Raw genomic sequence first — 16,305 nt, 5'->3', positions numbered from 1 at the left:
AATCGGAAGAGCATCATGAATTTGCATGAGTATCAGGGTAAACAACTCTTTAAAGAGTTTGGTTTGCCAGTATCTGAAGGTTATGCCTGCGACACTGCTGATGAAGCGGTAGAAGCGGCAAAACGTATTGGTGGCGACATTTGGGTTGTCAAATGTCAGGTTCACGCTGGTGGCCGCGGTAAAGCGGGTGGCGTGAAATTAGTGAAAAGTTTAGACGACGTTCGCGCATTCGCTGAGCAGTGGTTAGGTAAAAACTTAGTAACTTTCCAGACCGACGAGAAAGGTCAGCCGGTTGCTAAGATTTTAGTTGAAAGCTGCACTGACATTGCAGACGAGCTTTACTTAGGTGCAGTTGTTGACCGTGCTTCACGCAAAATCGTGTTCATGGCATCAACCGAAGGCGGCGTAGAAATTGAAACCGTTGCTGAAGAAACACCTGAGAAAATCTTGAAAGCTGAAATTGACCCTACGGTTGGTGCGCAGCCATACCAAGGTCGCGAGCTAGGCTTTAAACTGGGTCTGACTCCAGACCAGGTTAAGCAGTTCACTAAGGTCTTCATGGGCCTGGCGAAAATGTTCGAACAGTACGACTTAGCGCTGTTAGAAATTAACCCATTGGTTATTACTGACGAAGGCAACGTTCACTGTCTGGATGCGAAAGTTGGCATCGACAGCAACGCATTGTACCGTCAGCCTAAAATCCGTGAAATGCACGATCCGTCACAAGACGACGCACGTGAAGCAGAAGCGGCTAAATGGGAACTGAACTACGTAGCACTAGACGGCAACATTGGTTGCATGGTTAACGGTGCTGGTTTGGCGATGGGTACTATGGACATCGTTAAACTGAGTGGCGGCGAACCAGCTAACTTCCTTGACGTTGGTGGCGGCGCGACAAAAGAACGTGTTTCTGAAGCGTTCAAAATTATCCTGTCAGACAGCTCTGTTAAAGCCGTATTGGTTAACATCTTCGGTGGTATCGTACGTTGCGATATGATTGCTGAAGGTATTATCGGCGCTGTTGAAGAAGTGGGTGTTAAAGTACCGGTTATTGTTCGCCTTGAAGGTAACAACGCTGAACTGGGTACCCAGAAATTGAACGAAAGTGGCCTGAACATTATCGCTGCAGAGAGCTTATCTGATGCTGCCGATAAAGTGGTTGCTGCGGCAGGAGGTCAATAATGAGCATTTTGATCGATAAAAATACCAAAGTTATCTGCCAGGGCTTTACTGGCGGTCAGGGTACTTTCCACTCTGAACAAGCTATTGCTTACGGTACGCAAATGGTTGGCGGTGTTACACCTGGTAAAGGTGGTCAAGAGCACTTAGGTCTGCCTGTATTCAATACTGTAAGAGAAGCTGTAGAAGCAACTGGCGCAACTGCTTCAGTTATCTACGTACCAGCTCCTTTCTGTAAAGATTCAATCATCGAAGCAGCAGACGCTGGTATCGAACTGATTGTTTGTATTACTGAAGGTATCCCTACGCTGGATATGCTTTACGTTAAAGAATACCTGACGCACAAAGGCGTGCGCATGATCGGTCCAAACTGCCCGGGTGTTATCACTCCGGACGAGTGCAAAATCGGTATCATGCCTGGGCACATCCACAAGAAAGGTAAAGTGGGTATCGTGTCACGTTCAGGTACATTGACGTACGAAGCGGTTAAGCAGACTACTGACGCAGGTTTTGGTCAGTCTAGCTGTGTTGGTATCGGTGGTGACCCTATCCCGGGTTCTAACTTCATCGATATTCTGGAACTGTTCGAAAAAGATCCAGAAACCGAAGCTATCGTAATGATCGGTGAAATCGGCGGTACAGCGGAAGAAGAAGCGGCAGAGTACATAAAAAATAATGTCTCTAAGCCGGTTGTTTCTTACATTGCTGGTGTTACTGCGCCTCCGGGCAAACGTATGGGCCATGCTGGTGCCATCATTGCCGGCGGTAAAGGTACTGCTGACGAGAAATTCGCTGCACTTGAAGCAGCAGGCGTTAAAACTGTACGCAGCCTAGCCGACATCGGCAAAGCTGTTGCAGAGAAAACTGGCTGGTAATATCCCGCCAACGCTTAAACAAAACCCGGCCTTCGCGCCTAATGCCGATCAGTTAAGAAAAATTTTAGCGATCGGTTGACCGATCCGGCAGAGACTTCAAAATCCGTAGTTAGGTTTTCTAACTACGGATTTTTTATGTTTCTGAGTCAAGCACTGGACCAACTGCAGGAGTTTACGCCGGATGATTTTAGTAAACTACCGGATCTGCTGGAGCCTGAGTTAATCGAACAATGCCTTGAAGACGCGGGCGTTACAACGGTACGCAAACGCCGTTTGCCAATGGACTTTATGGTCTGGGCGGTCGTAGGAATGGCATTATTTCGGGAAATGCCGATGCGTCAGCTCGTTTCACACCTTGATTTAATGTTGCCCGGCAAAAGACCTTACGTTGCGCCGAGTGCCGTAGTTCAGGCTCGTCAGCGTTTGGGGGCTAATGTTATGAAGCGTATGTTTGAGCTCACTAATGAGCTGTGGTTCGATAAACTACCGCTTTCTCACTGGAATAATCTATCGGTTCTGGCTGTCGACGGCACCGTCTGGCGTACACCGGACACACCGGAGAATGATGCTTCCTATGGGCGAACGGCTAACCAGCGGGCTGAATCCGACTATCCTCAAATTCGGATGGTGAATCAAATGGAAGTAAGCAGCCATTTAGTCACCTCGACGGAGTTCGGCAGTATTGCAGAGGTTAGTGAAGTAGACCTGGCAGCCCGGCTGATTGAACAGACGCCGGACCACTCACTGACGCTGTTCGATAAAGGGTTTTATGCGCTGGGTTTACTGGATCAATGGCATCGTGCCGGTGAGGAGCGCCATTGGCTTATTCCCCTCAGAAAAGGCGCACAATACTCTGTCAAGAAGTCTTTTAGCGACACGGACAAATTGGTAGAAATTAGGCTCTCACCACAAGCTAAGAAGAAGTGGGATAATGCACCGGACACTGTTCAGGCGCGTTTAGTGTGTAAGAAAATAGCTAAAAAAGAGGTTGCGATATTAACCTCAATGACAGACACGATGCGTTATCCTGAAGCCGATATCGTTGACTTATATGCTCATCGCTGGGAAATCGAGCAGGCTTACCGTGAAATGAAACAATATATGCTGAAGAGTGAGCTGACCCTGCGCAGCAAACGGCCTGACCTGGTTGAGCAGGAGTTGTGGGGCATGCTGGTCGCTTATAACTTATTGCGGTATATGATGGCGCAAATGGCCTATAGCCTGAAGCATATTGAGCCGAATCAAATAAGTTTCAAACAAGCCTCTCATTATCTGGTGGGGCAGTTACATATACTGGTACACATCTCACCCGGAAAAATACCCAAAGTCATGGAGCAAATGATGGAAATGGCCAGCGCATTCGTGCTGCCCGAAAGACGAGAGCGATATTACCCTCGTTCAATAAAAAGGCGGCCGCAACGTTATCCGATGCGACCGCCTTCTAAACCGACAGCCAGTTAGCTTAACTGACAAGCATTAGGCCTTCGCGCCGGGTTTTTTGTGGCTGCTTTCTAAGGAAAAAGAGTTCGCTATCACGGAGACGCTACGAGCACATCCTTGTGGGCTTGACGAAGGCCATCCTTGGCCTTCGACACTCCGTGATAGCGAACTCTTCTTCCTTGCGCTGCCACAAAGCGATCTTCCTGGGTATTTGATGATCACCTAGTCGCATTGCTTGACCTGCAATTGACACTAAAACATGTGCATTGGAACGTTGTAGGGCCGAACTTCATTGGTGTGTACGAAATGTTAGATCCGCAAGTAGACGCAGTGCGAGAAATGACTGATACCATCGCAGAGCGAATTGCAATGTTAGGTGGAGTTCCAGTAGGTACGCCTAAAGCGATTTCAGAGCGTCGCAGATGGGAAGACTACTCTTTAGGTAAAGGGTTAGTGGCAGAGCATTTAGTTGCTCTGGACAAAGTTTACAATGGCGTCAACGGTGACCACCGAGAAGCTATGGAAATACTGGCTGAGCTCGATCCAGTATCTGAAGACATGTTAACCGGGCAACTGGGTGAGTTAGAGCAGTTTCAGTGGCTTGTCCGCGCCCATATTGAATCGTCCTCTGGCGAATTGAAAAATTAATTTTATTCAGTGATTAAAGCTTTGCAGCAAGCTATAAAGGGCGCACTCAAACACAAAAGCTAACCCTCAATGTTGCTGCGGTATGCCTTCATCATGTCCAAATTCATCGTCCTTGTTGATCTTTTTCTTGGGGGGCCGTCATAAGTTGTTTGTCGACGACTGAGTTTTTTAGCCAATCTTCGATAACAGAGTTGATGTGATTATCGTAAATCATCATTTCAATATGACCGCGGTTATCCAGTGTTTCTATTTGAATCCTGTCAATGTTTTCCAGGCGTTTGAGTTGGTCAGAATCACTGATTTTGTCTAGCGAGCCGATTACAATCAATGTCGGAGGCAGCGACTTCTCTGGTTGACGCAATAAAACACGTGGTGTGGATAGCCGACGCGAACTGGTTTGGTGGTTGATAAGTACTTCTTCGAAGGTGTCCTGTAGCCATTGGTCAGATACGAACGAAGTGATAAATGAGTGTGAGCTCTTAGCCATACGCAGTGCGGCCGGAGTGAAGTCGGTCATGGGGGCGACAGCGATAAATCGAGCGATATTGCCATACGATTCAATATACTGCGCAGCGATGGAAGCACCATAAGATTTGCCATATAAAATTATGGGTAGCTGATATTGCCGCTTTAGCTTTGTGACTAACCGATGCAGACGCCTAACATCTGCTTGGCCAAAGCTCACCGGTTGGTCCTGTGCAGTACCGTGCCCAAGTAAATCAACGATAGCTGTGTGGTAGCCTTGTAGCTGCAGCGCGATGCTATCAAAGAGAACCGACTGAGCATTGGTACTGTAGCTGTGCAGTAGAATTACGATACCTTTGGCGCGAATTGTTTTATTAACTGAAGGTTCGAGCTCCAGGTGATATTTTCTTACTGGATCTATACCTTCCGGTGCATCGGTATAGGTAAAGGTTAAGTCAAGTGTCGGCGGTACATAATCACTGGTCAGCGTTTCGGCATCACCAAAATAGAACGGTAAGTGTTGCTTGCTAGACAATGTGCGCTTCTGTAAATGATAAATTTTTAATAGTTCGCTTTCATTAACCCCCTCAATAACAAGGTTGTCGCCACCCGGGTAGAGTACCTGTTGTTCGACGAAGTGCGCACAGCCTACGGCAAAACTTAATAGCAGTCCTACGATGATGGCTTTAACTGAGGAGTCTAAATTCATGTGAGTTAAGTTCCCTTTAATAATTTAATTATTCAATATTACAAGCTTAATTACCCTGCAAAGTCATTACTTCATCAAAGCGCAACTCGCCAGATATGACTTTTGAGTTACGTTTTAAAGCATTGACGATAGCATCTCCCCAGCGTTCGTTGGTGCGTTTAGACAATGCGATTAGTATCTCATTAGGCGTGTTGGGGTTAGCTGCCAGAGTTAAGTCGGTGCCGATCTGGCCTTCTTTGTTGTATAAGGACACCAGCGTATCAACAGGCGTTGATGGATTACCCGCCACTCTGTTGTCCAGTTCGTAGCCATAGTCTATATCGGCTTTTGCAAGTTCGGTTAACCTGTGCGAAGAAGTTGTTGGATCAGCCGCAGCGATTAAAGCACTATTTAATTGCATGGCGGTATAAGTGGTGTTAGTCGCATAGCCGACAAATAAAAAAATCAATGCGGCGGTGATAACGGATTTAAACCGATGCCCTTGCGCGAGTGCTCGCATAAAATGAAAAATCGCAATCGATAAAAATAACCAGAGCACAACGTTAATGATGAGCGAGTAAACGGTGACAATGCCACCTTGTGCGTCAGGTACAATCTCGGTAACACGGGTTTGAGCTGTGTAAGTAGTGAAGGCAATGGCAAAGCTTATAAATATAGCAATTAAGCCAGCCTTCCATTGTTTGAGTTTCTTAAGAAGTATCATGTAAGTTCCTTTTAACAGTTAACATCCCCCGGAAGTTGGCGCTGACGCTGCTGTTATGGCAGGCATAATCACAGCAACCATAACCGCCGCTTCAATGGCCTGGACGGCTTCCTTGGCGGCTTTAGACACAAGTTCACCATTTTCCAGCTGCTTAATGCGTTGTTTGCGGTCTTTCAGCTCTTGCTTACTGAACACCTGTGGCAGTAGCTTGGCGCTATTGGCTAAGGCAACGGCAATAGCAATTTTCGGTTCAATATCTTCGCTATCACTGAGTACTGCATCACGCATGGCCTGACGCAATTCCTGCTCTGGCTTAGGATTAACCTCCGGGTAAACCTGGCGTTCGAATAACCACAATACTTTTTCTTTTTCATGCGCCACAATGTCATCATCAGCAAGAGCTTGTGCAACTTTATGTTTAAGATTTTTAATACCGCCTAGTTTTTGTACCCAGTCCTTGAGTTTACGCGGACGCTTCGCTTCAGCAATCATCGTTAAGGCTTCATCTAACAATGCATCGCCAGTAGGGCTGTCATCGAGCACTGCAACTTTGTTTTTATTATTTTCATCAGCCTTAATTCGGCCGAGCATTAAAAGTTCAGCAGCTATAGCTCCGGCGGTGGCATACTCCACGTACATGCCGTTCATGGTGCCCTTTTCCTCGCACAATGCGAGCAGCATAATGGCTTCGTAGAGTTTTAAATTATCTGGCATGACGTACCTGTCTTTTTAGGTTTCTCTATCATTTAGTATTGATGATATTAGATACACCCTCAACAACATTTTTTAGTTGGGATTGACCATTTGAATCTTGAAAACCGTGATCAAGTCCCGGCAGCATCTTTAGTGTTATATGTTTAGCGCCATCGGAAATAATTTTATTTATTTCTTGTCTCGTTTGCTCAGGGTCGACACTTGTATCTTCCAGTGACTGTATTATAAATACCGGAGCATCAATCGTCTTGAGAGGCTTGAGTAGGTCTCGTTCTAATGCATCTTTCCAAAATGCGTAACCGTGTCCACTGACGTTGACCTGAAAAGGCTCCTTACTTTGTTTAATTTGGTCCGCAAATTGTCTAAAACCTTGTAAGGCCTGATTACGTTGGCCTTCTGGCACCGTCTGTTTAATGCTGAATTCGATATCATGCTGAAAACTGGAAGAACCCGAGTTTAACGCTAGTACAGAATGCAAGCCCGAAACTCGTTCGGCTGCAGCTAGAGCTATAGAGCCCCCTTCGCTGCCACCAGCGACTATGACTTTGTCATAGGAGTTCTTAAAAGCGTCGATGAGTTGAACCCCGTCATTAATTCGCTGCGTCATTGTGTCGTGTTGAAGGTATTTGGTAGGGCAGTCATCTCGCTCTCCAGAGGCATAGGGTAGGCTATCATCAATGCCATACTTCTCAATCGTCAACAGAGCGGAATTAGGAGCTAGAGTTTGCCAAATAGTCGTAACTGACGTCATGTGACGAACGCTGTTACAGTCTGATCCCTGAAAAATCACCAGCAGGTTATCAGCAGCGGCGTTATCTAAGTAATATCGAATTTCTGTGCCATCATCACGCAGGTATTTTTCGCCGGCTATGGCTGGAGAGGTGCTTAAGACTACTAAAATTGAAATCAGGAAAGCGGTTTTCATTATTTTAAATTGTTATCGAGTAAGAATTCTTAGTGGAAAACATTTGAATAAAGTTCCATTTACCTTCCGCTTAAGAAAATTGATCGTCAAACAACCTTTATTTAACAATATTATCAATTATCTTCTATGCTTAATGTAAGTTCGACGTCTCACCGATAAATTAAGCAACGGCTAATTTTTATGACGAATAACCGCGACAAGCAAATTAGCGAAGCACGGTTCCATAAGCTCTTCGATGATACACAAGCTATGTCTATTCAAGGCTATCGCGTGGATGGCTCGGTCGTCTATTGGAATGCCGCTTCAGAAAGAATATACGGTTATTCCACCAGCGAAGCGCTTGGGCGCAGCCTTTTTGACTTAATTATCCCTCATGAGATGCGCGACGAAGTAAAGCAAGCCGTTGCCTGGATGTTTGACAACGAAGAGGGTATTCCACCAGCGCGATTGAACCTCAAACATAAAGACGGCTCCACGGTGCCTGTTTACTCAAGCCATACCGTCGTTTCACTGCCGAATGACGAGCCTATTATGTTCTGTATGGATGCGGATATGCGTTCATTAGAAATGGCTGAAGCAGAAGTTCAGCGCCTATCTTATTATGACTCACTAACTGGGTTACCCAACCGTCGTTTAATACTGGAGCGAATAACCAGTGCTATGCGCAACACCAGCAGTGACACCTCCGCTGCTGCGTTGCTTATCGTTGATATTGAGAAGTTTCACAGTATTAACGATAGTCTGGGCTACAGTGTTGGTGACAGGGTCCTGGTAAGTTGCGCTGAATCTTTGCAGCAATTTAGTTCTTCTCCAGATGACCTGGCTCGTCTTGGTAAGGATGAGTTTGCTCTTGTTTTACCTTGCTCGACATCCTCACTCGATGCTGTTGCAGCAGAGGCCGAACTAATGGCAACTCAAATTCTTCAAAAATTAAAAGCGCCATTAATTCTTGATGGACGGTCGCACCAACTCAATGCCTGCATTGGTATTACGTTGTTTCATTGCCCCGGAACATTATCCGGAGACGAATTGCTGCGCCAGGCGGATATCGCACTCAAAATGGCGAAACGCTCCAATACAACCGATATCAGTTTCTTCGACTCACAGATGGAGTCATCGGTTAAAAAGCGCTTAGAAATATCACAGGCGCTAAATCACGCTGTCGACAATGACGAACTGGCTCTGGCGCTGCAACCGCAAGTCGATCAGAATCAGAACATTACTGGCTTTGAAGCGCTTCTTCGTTGGCATCATCCTAAGTTTAAGACACTCTCGCCCAATGACTTTATTCCTATTGCCGAAGCGAATGACAGTATTATCGCGCTGGGTGACTGAGTCTTAGAAAAGAGCTGCCAACTACTGGTGAAATGGGACGCTGAAAAGAGCAGTGAAAGCTTTAACATATCTGTCAATGTTAGCCCGGTTCAGTTTCGTCGGGGGGACTTTGTTCAGCGCGTGAAAAATATCCTCAAAACCACCGGGGCAAACCCCAAGTGTTTATGCCTTGAACTGACAGAGAGTCTCATAGCCGACGATATTGATTTTATTGTTGAGCAAATGGCCAGTCTGCGTGAACTGGGCGTGTCGATTTCACTCGACGACTTTGGCACTGGCTATGCGTCTCTAGCCTATCTTACACGGCTGCCGCTTGATGAACTCAAAGTTGACCGAGCTTTTGTGCGTGACTTAGATGGACACAGTAAAGGGGCGTTATTAACCGAAACTATTATTAGCTTAGGTCGTAGCATGAACCTTACCGTCATTGCAGAGGGTGTGGAAACGGAGCAACAGTTCAAGCGTTTGCAGAATATGGGGTGCGAGCATTTCCAGGGGTACTTCTTTGGTAAGCCCTCTACAGGTGTTGAGCATTATTTACCAAGCAAGTCACTCTAATTTACACTGCTCAATCGTCTCGCCTATAAGCTCCTCAATAGCTTTGAGTGCTGCAACGTCCTCGTCTGTAACTAACGATATAGCATGACCCGTTTGGCCGGCGCGACCTGTGCGACCAATGCGGTGTATGTAGTCTTCCGCGACGTGGGGGAGGTCGTAGTTAATCACGTACGGCAGCTTTTCAATATCAATGCCGCGTGAGGCTATGTCAGTGGCGATAAGCATCTGCACTTTGGCACTTTTAAAGTCAGCCAACGCTTTAGTACGGGCGCCCTGACTTTTAGCGCTGTGAATAGCGGCGGCTGAGAAGCCGGCTTTATCCAACTGCTTAACTAACCGGTTAGCGCCTTGTTTGGTGCGTGAAAACACAAGTACTTGGGGTAGGTCGAGGCTTTTCAGTAGTTTTAATAACAGCCCCAGCTTTTGGCTTTTTTGTACCTCATACAAAGTTTGTTCAATAGGCTCGGCAGTTGCGTTGGGTAGTGCCACCGAAATTTCGACCGGGCTTTTCAGTAAGCCTTTAGCCAGCGCACGAATGTCGTCAGAAAAGGTTGCCGAGAACAGTAGCGTTTGGCGTTTAGCCGGCAGTAACTTAATAATGTTCTTAATGTCGTGAATAAAGCCCATGTCGAGCATGCGGTCGGCTTCATCCAGTACCAGCACTTCTAACTTAGGAAAGCGAACCGCGTTTTGTTTGTATAAGTCCAGCAGGCGGCCAGGTGTGGCCACCAGAATATCCACGCCTTTGCGAAGCTTCATCATTTGCGGATTAATTTTTACACCACCAAACGCCACCGCGTAATTCAATGGCAGACCCGCGCTTAAGTTCGCAACGTTTTCACCGACCTGAGCCGCCAACTCGCGAGTGGGCGTTAAAATAAGCACACGCGCTGTATTTGCCTTGGCACGCTCATTACTTTTCAGAAGTTCTAAAAGAGGTGCGGTAAAGGCCGTTGTCTTTCCCGTACCCGTTTGCGCCGCGGCCATGACATCCTTCCCCGCCAGCACCAATGGAATAGCTTCCGCCTGAATGGGGGTAGATTCGCTGTACCCCTGACGTGATAGGGCAGTAAGGGTTTCAGGGGAAAGTGCGAGATCAGAAAAGTTCATGTAATTGTGTGCAGTTTGGTGTTTAGGGTGTGTATTGTACGTTAGATCCGGGTTATTTGGTACGATTCCGCCGCTTATGACTGGCTGGTTGATTCAGTTGCCTGCGCACATTCTTCGGTGATGTTGCACGGTTTAGCATTGCTTTATGAAACTAACTCTTTTATCTTCAGTTATATAACAAAAAATTAAAGTATGATATTGCGCATTAGGTTGAACGAAAGTGAGCATGCTCGAATAGTTTTTCGGGAAAGTTTGAATTAATGGTGAAAATAGTAGTTATTATCAGTTGTTTAAGACGGTTAGGAGTGCTGTTTTTGGGCGTTACAAAATGCGTCTGCAACATATATAATTGTTAGCTGATTAGTGCAACCGTTCAAAAGGAATATAAATGCAAGATGCCACTTTAAAATCGATTACAGCCACAGTTCAAAATGGTGTTGCAAAAGCAGATGGGAAATTTTGGATTACTGAAACTGATATTCATTTTTCCCCATATAATAAAGGTTATGGGCTTGGGCCTCTTAAAATTGAAAGGAGCTCAATTTCAAAAGTAGAAAAATGCTCAGGTAAAGGTGCGGGTATTCTGCCTATAACATCTGATGCAATCAAAGTTTCATTACTTGATGGCAGTACATTCCAATTCATAGTGTCAAATCCTAACGAGTTAGTTGTACTCCTGAGCAAATAATCAGCTAACAAGGCGCTTAAAACGCAACCCGCGGGGCGGGTTGCTGGGACAAAAACACAATGCCGCTTCGCGATTATGGCATTGTATTTTTGCCCTTTAGCTAGTAGTTAAATGTCTATGATCGATCATGATAAATTTCGGGCTTTGGTCAAGCAGCTCTACGCCACGGTCAACGAATTGGAGGCCATGTTCCCCGGCAGGCACTTTACCCCGGATGGTCATATGGTTGGCAGTTTGGGTGAATGTCTTGTGGCCGATGCGTACGATCTTAAGCTGAAGGCAGCGTCCAATAAAGGCTATGACGCTCTTACTGAAACCGGCGTGGAGGTTGAAATCAAAGCTACGCAATCCAGCTCTGTTGCATTCCGCAGCCAGCCTCAGCACGCAATTATCATCAAAATTTTGCGTGACGGTACGTTTGAGGAAATTTATAACGGGCCTGGAATCCTTGTATGGGAGCAATTCAGAGGTAAACGGCTACCGAGTAATGGCCAGTTTCAAATCTCTCTCAACAAACTTCGGCAACTCAATCAAACTTTGGCTCCAGCAAGCCGTGTGCCTAGAGCCATGTAATAAAGGGAAAGGTCGTGCGAAAAGAAGACATTAATAACGAGTTGAAAGATATTGCATTTGATTTCTTCTACTGGTTTTCGCGGTTTGAGTTTGCCCTAAAAAGGAACAAATTCCTAAAACGGGATGGTGCAGGAGATATTGCTGAGCCAGGATGGGAGTAATTTATTGAACAGAACAAACGAACCTTTTAACACACGGATGAATCGAAAAAGCTGTTAGAGCTAACCCCCAAACTGCAGAAAATCGGGGTAAACTCAGACCTTGAATGGAGAAGTATGGGTTTAACTGCCAGGGGCGGTCAAAGTCTAAGCAACGCTTTTTAAAAGCTATTTGCTAGGGTGCTATAAGAATCGTGATGCAAACTTCAACAAATAGGTGATAAAAAATGCAATGGCTTGTTTTTACAGTTTTTTTAGTTTTGCTATTTTACCTTTCGTCTGGAGTTAGCGAAGCGGTTAATAGTGAATGGTTTCCTTTAGTTTGTTTAATTGGAGTAGCAGCGGCGATCCTTATAGCCTACGGTTCTATAAGGCAAAGGTTAATCAAGTTTTGGCCATTCTCAGTGGGGAATGAGTTTTCAGCTTTTTTGGGATTACTGCTTGCCGCTGGCCTAATTAGTGGAAACGCCAATTATAATACGTTGACTTCACTTGCTTCCTTAATGGTATCGAGCATGCTGATATCCACATTTTTAGCTTTGACTAAAGCAAATATATATCGCCGAAACCAGTTTTATATTTCCAAGTTAAATGACTGGAAAGTAGTGTTCTGGTCTGATGATGAGAAAAGTGAGGACTCTACTCGAATACCGGAAAAAACGGGGCTTACATTCACTGAACTAAAACGTATTGCTGGTGAGGAGAGAAACTTCGTTGCATCTAGTATTATGAGGGGAGGGAAAAGTTGCAATATCACTATTATTGTTGATGAAAATTTAAACTTAATTCGTATTCTAAAAGGTGGGAAAGTTTCCGAATTCACTTCAATTGGAAAGCTTATGTAAGATAACTCTTAAGAATGAATGAGTTTATAGGTTGAGCTTTCTCTATTTAGTGTTGTAAAGCTTCGCCTTTTCGTCGCATATCCCGAGCTTACAGCGCCCTCCAAAAACACATTACGCGTTTTAGCCCCCTGATTATCCCACCAACACTTTCAAGTCTCCTGTGCTGTTAACTATTCGCTGGTAGCGGGCATTATGGACTTGTCCTACGGTAGCAGTTACCAAAAGAACAGGGGGCTTTGGAACCTGTTTTTAGCGGACGATGAAATGGGCACTAGCTTAACAACTTTGGAATACCCACCTACTTGTACCTAGACTGAAAGGCGGCTTCCAATGCACGGCTGACTTTTACTACTCCACATTGTGCCAGTTGCGATTATTTCCATTCTATTTGTTGTTGTAGGAGTATCGTTTCGCACGAAATCGCTGAAGGCCTTTTCTCTTTGGCTGTCGAAGTGAATTTTACGTGCGGCTGCATCGGCAAAGTTTGTAATGGTTTCTTATCAAAAAGTGAAAGGCTTATGTGGCGCGAGTTAGGGCTGCCTATAAAGGGGGAACCAAGTATCTAAATGCTAAATTATCCTTGCAATATCGGGCTGCTTTTTCTACAGTTTTTGCGCGGTTGGAAACAACTAAGATTGGCGGGCTGCCTTATTGCGGTGCGCTGAGCGTTAGCTCTTTCCCCCGCCTCTTCCTTTTTTATCCCCCTAAATTTAAATATAATCCTTTAAATTATTGATATTTAAGGATTAACCATGTTTTTACTTTATGCAGATGAATCTGGAACTCCAGGCGGGGCTGATCAAGAGCATTTTATCCTGGCCGGTGTCACTGTGTTTGAACGAAAAGCACACTGGCTTTCTCTAGCACTGGATAAAATTGCAGCTCAATTCAAGCGTTAGCTACTAAGTTTAAGATGGAGTAACCCAGCCAAAACTGCCTCTCGTTTTATCCCAACTCTGGTTGTACCACCAACACTTTCACGTCTACAATGCTGTTAACTATTCGTTGGGAGCGGGCATTATGGACTTTTCCTACAGTGCGAAAACAAAGGACTATTTGGCGCGGCTTGACGCCTTTATGCGCGAGCATATTGAGCCGTATGAAAACCAGTATCAGAAAGAGAATTATCGGCTGAACAGCACGCCGCATTGGCGCGAGTGGCAGGTGCCGCCACGGGTGGCGGAACTAAAGCAGTTAGCGAAAGAGCAAGGGCTTTGGAACTTTTTTTTGCCGGACAACGAACTGGGTGCTGGCTTAACGACACTGGAATATGCACCACTGGCCGAGCGCATGGGTCGAAGCTTGTTAGCGCCCGAGGTATTCAACTGCAACGCGCCCGACACGGGTAACATGGAAGTGCTGTATCACTTTGGCGATGACCCGCAGCAAGAGCAGTGGTTAACGCCGCTTTTAAACGGCGATATCCGCTCGGTGTTTTGTATGACAGAGCCCGATGTCGCCTCCTCCGACGCCACCAATATGCAAACCACCATTAAAGCTGACGGCTCCGACTGGGTCATAAACGGTCGTAAGTGGTGGAGTACTGGTTTGGGTCATCCGGACGCTGAGATTGCCATTGTTATGGGTCTGACCGACGAGGACGCCGACAAACATCATCGCCATTCCATGGTATTGTTGCCGTTAAACACGCCGGGCGTGAATATTGAACGTATGTTACCTGCTCTGGGCGAGTACGATGCCCCTTATGGCCATGGCGAGGTGGTGTTCGATAACGTGCGCGTACCGAAAGAGAACATTATTGTTGGCCCTGGTGCCGGTTTTAAAATTGCGCAGGGGCGTTTAGGCCCGGGGCGCATTCACCATTGCATGCGCGCTATTGGCGCGGCTGAACGTGCGTTGGAGCTTTTCATTGAGCGTGGTGTATCGCGCATTGCCTTTGGCGAGCCATTAATGAAGCTTGGCGGCAACACCGAGCGTTTAGCTGACTTGCGCGTAGCCATTGATCAGGCAAGGTTACTGACACTGCACGCGGCGTGGCAAATCGACAACGTTGGTGCCATGAAAGCCATTAAAGAAATATCGGCCATTAAGCTGGTGGCACCCAATGTGCTGCAGCGGGTGGTGGATGAAACCATGCAGTTGTTCGGTGGTGCTTCTATGTGTCATGACACGCCACTGCCGGGCTTATTAACCGTTGCGCGTTCGCTGCGCATTGCCGATGGACCCGACGCGGTGCACCGCGCGACTATTGCAAAAACAGAGTTGAAACAAAGAGAAAAACAATTGAAAGGGCGCTCTAATGACTGATCCATCATCCGCCGTAGTCGATCAGGCGAGTGACGTACGCGAAGAAGAAACTTTGCCCGTAGAGGCATTAGATAATTGGCTGGCGGAGCACATTGGTGACGAGCTACCCGAAGACCGCGGTACTTTGCGCATTACCCAATATACCGGTGGCGTGTCGAACTGGACTTACCGTTTAGATTACAACGGCCTGGCACTGGTGCTGCGTCGACCACCAGACGGCACAAAAGCCAAGTCAGCCCATGATATGGGACGTGAGTTCCGTCTGCAAAAACGCCTGAGACCGGCGTTTCCTCATGTGCCCCGAATGCTGGCATATTGCCGTGACGAGTCGGTTATTGGTGCTGAGTTTTATGTGATGGAGCACGTGACCGGCATTATTCCGCGGAGGCGTTTTCCTAAAGGACTGGAGTTAAGTTCTGAGCAGGCGCGGCAGTTATGCACGAACGCGTTGGATAAACTGATAAAGCTGCACCAGGTGGATTTAGACAGCACCGGACTACGCAAAATAGCCAAAGGTAAAGGTTACACCGAACGTCAGGTAAATGGCTGGTGTGGCCGTTATGAAAAAGCAAAGACCTGGAATGTATTCGGCGCGGGTTCGGTTATGCGTTGGCTTAAAGAGAACCAGCCGCCAAGCGAGAAAATTTGTCTGGTTCACAACGACTTTCGCTTAGACAACCTGATACTTAACCCAGATGACCCAACCGACATTATCGGTATTCTGGACTGGGAGCTGGCGACCCTAGGCAATCCGTTAATGGATCTAGGCAATTCGCTGGCTTATTGGATTGAAGCAGGCGATGACAAAGTGGCGCGTGCGACCAAACGCCAGCCGAGCGACTACCCGGGCATGTTAACTCGCAAAGAAATTATTGATTATTACTGTGAGCGCACTGGCACTAAGGTAGAAGACTTTGCCTTTTACGAAGTGTTTGGTTTATTCCGCTTGGCGGTTATAGCTCAGCAAATTTATTATCGGTACCACCATAAGCAAACCACCAATAAAGCCTTTAAGAACTTCTGGTTTTTGGTGAACTACTTGCTGTGGCGTTGCCGTCGTCGTATTGCCAAAGCCTAAAAAATACGAGTAAAAAGACAATAACAATAAAGAG

Annotated in this window: 15 protein-coding genes and 2 pseudogenes; 12 read left to right on the top strand and 5 right to left on the bottom strand. The window is 46.3% G+C overall.

All coding sequences use genetic code 11. The annotated features are described in order from the left end of the window. The first annotated feature begins 15 nt into the window (after window positions 1–15). From sucC to IL_RS07680, 4 genes and pseudogenes are all read left to right on the top strand, one after another. The gene (sucC, locus tag IL_RS07695) at window positions 16–1,182 is read left to right on the top strand and encodes an ADP-forming succinate--CoA ligase subunit beta (RefSeq protein ID WP_011234744.1); all 1,167 of its coding nucleotides are present in this window, start codon (window positions 16–18) and stop codon (window positions 1,180–1,182) included. Then, on the top strand, window positions 1,182–2,054 hold the full coding sequence (gene sucD, locus IL_RS07690; protein ID WP_011234743.1) for a succinate--CoA ligase subunit alpha: 873 nt from the start codon (window positions 1,182–1,184) through the stop codon (window positions 2,052–2,054). Before sucC ends, sucD begins: the two co-directional genes overlap by 1 nt. A 135-nt stretch (window positions 2,055–2,189) precedes the next feature. Next, window positions 2,190–3,515 (top strand): IS4-like element ISIlo1 family transposase, encoded by a 1,326-nt coding sequence (locus IL_RS07685; RefSeq protein ID WP_011234327.1) that lies wholly within the window; start codon window positions 2,190–2,192, stop codon window positions 3,513–3,515. Between the two features lie 192 nt (window positions 3,516–3,707). Continuing rightward, a pseudogene (locus tag IL_RS07680) lies at window positions 3,708–4,142 on the top strand (Dps family protein); the annotation flags it as partial. A gap of 103 nt (window positions 4,143–4,245) precedes the next feature. Here the strand turns inward: IL_RS07680 and IL_RS07675 are convergent. Genes IL_RS07675 through IL_RS07660 form a run of 4 tightly spaced genes read right to left on the bottom strand, consistent with a single transcriptional unit; the run spans window position 4,246 to window position 7,658 of the window. Beyond that, on the bottom strand, window positions 4,246–5,316 hold the full coding sequence (locus IL_RS07675) for an alpha/beta hydrolase (RefSeq protein WP_011234741.1): 1,071 nt from the start codon (window positions 5,314–5,316) through the stop codon (window positions 4,246–4,248). A gap of 46 nt (window positions 5,317–5,362) precedes the next feature. Next, a complete protein-coding gene (locus IL_RS07670; RefSeq protein ID WP_011234740.1) occupies window positions 5,363–6,019 on the bottom strand; it encodes a hypothetical protein in 657 nt (218 codons plus the stop codon). An 18-nt stretch (window positions 6,020–6,037) separates the two neighbouring features. Continuing rightward, window positions 6,038–6,733, bottom strand: a complete 696-nt coding sequence (locus IL_RS07665) for a GOLPH3/VPS74 family protein (protein WP_011234739.1) — start codon at window positions 6,731–6,733, stop codon at window positions 6,038–6,040. Between the two features lie 28 nt (window positions 6,734–6,761). Beyond that, complete coding sequence (locus tag IL_RS07660) at window positions 6,762–7,658, bottom strand: prolyl oligopeptidase family serine peptidase (RefSeq protein WP_011234738.1); 897 nt, start codon at window positions 7,656–7,658, stop codon at window positions 6,762–6,764. Window positions 7,659–7,838: 180 nt separating this feature from the next. Between IL_RS07660 and IL_RS13780 the strand changes: the two are divergent. After that, window positions 7,839–9,551 (top strand): annotated as a pseudogene (locus IL_RS13780) (putative bifunctional diguanylate cyclase/phosphodiesterase). On the opposite strand, the gene IL_RS07645 reads toward IL_RS13780, so the two are convergent. Next, on the bottom strand, window positions 9,543–10,661 hold the full coding sequence (locus tag IL_RS07645; RefSeq protein WP_011234737.1) for a DEAD/DEAH box helicase: 1,119 nt from the start codon (window positions 10,659–10,661) through the stop codon (window positions 9,543–9,545). The pseudogene IL_RS13780 and the gene IL_RS07645 overlap by 9 nt on opposite strands. 388 nt (window positions 10,662–11,049) lie before the next feature. Here IL_RS07645 and IL_RS07640 point away from each other — a divergent pair, with 388 nt between their 5' ends. The 7 genes from IL_RS07640 to IL_RS07615 all read left to right on the top strand — a co-directional run bounded on the left by IL_RS07640 (window position 11,050) and on the right by IL_RS07615 (window position 16,271). Next, window positions 11,050–11,349, top strand: coding sequence for a hypothetical protein (locus IL_RS07640; RefSeq protein WP_011234736.1), 300 nt, complete (start codon window positions 11,050–11,052; stop codon window positions 11,347–11,349). A 117-nt stretch (window positions 11,350–11,466) separates the two neighbouring features. Next, complete coding sequence (locus IL_RS07635) at window positions 11,467–11,922, top strand: DUF6998 domain-containing protein (protein ID WP_011234735.1); 456 nt, start codon at window positions 11,467–11,469, stop codon at window positions 11,920–11,922. A 14-nt stretch (window positions 11,923–11,936) separates the two neighbouring features. After that, the gene (locus IL_RS13740; RefSeq protein WP_016341344.1) at window positions 11,937–12,083 is read left to right on the top strand and encodes a hypothetical protein; all 147 of its coding nucleotides are present in this window, start codon (window positions 11,937–11,939) and stop codon (window positions 12,081–12,083) included. A gap of 224 nt (window positions 12,084–12,307) precedes the next feature. Next, on the top strand, window positions 12,308–12,925 hold the full coding sequence (locus IL_RS07625) for a hypothetical protein (RefSeq protein WP_011234734.1): 618 nt from the start codon (window positions 12,308–12,310) through the stop codon (window positions 12,923–12,925). Window positions 12,926–13,677: 752 nt separating this feature from the next. Then, on the top strand, window positions 13,678–13,824 hold the full coding sequence (locus IL_RS13710) for a DUF3800 domain-containing protein (protein ID WP_016341343.1): 147 nt from the start codon (window positions 13,678–13,680) through the stop codon (window positions 13,822–13,824). A 121-nt stretch (window positions 13,825–13,945) separates the two neighbouring features. Beyond that, window positions 13,946–15,193 carry an acyl-CoA dehydrogenase family protein gene (locus tag IL_RS07620; protein WP_011234733.1) on the top strand — a complete coding sequence of 416 codons (1,248 nt, stop codon included), beginning with the start codon at window positions 13,946–13,948 and terminating at the stop codon, window positions 15,191–15,193. Beyond that, window positions 15,186–16,271 (top strand): phosphotransferase family protein, encoded by a 1,086-nt coding sequence (locus IL_RS07615; protein ID WP_011234732.1) that lies wholly within the window; start codon window positions 15,186–15,188, stop codon window positions 16,269–16,271. The genes IL_RS07620 and IL_RS07615 overlap by 8 nt, the downstream gene beginning before the upstream one ends. The last annotated feature ends 34 nt before the right edge of the window (window positions 16,272–16,305 follow it).

The sequence above is a fragment of the Idiomarina loihiensis L2TR genome (genome assembly GCF_000008465.1).
GTDB lineage: Bacteria > Pseudomonadota > Gammaproteobacteria > Enterobacterales > Alteromonadaceae > Idiomarina > Idiomarina loihiensis.
Note: the sequence above shows the minus strand (reverse complement) of the source record. Positions and strands in the feature narration are given on the sequence as shown.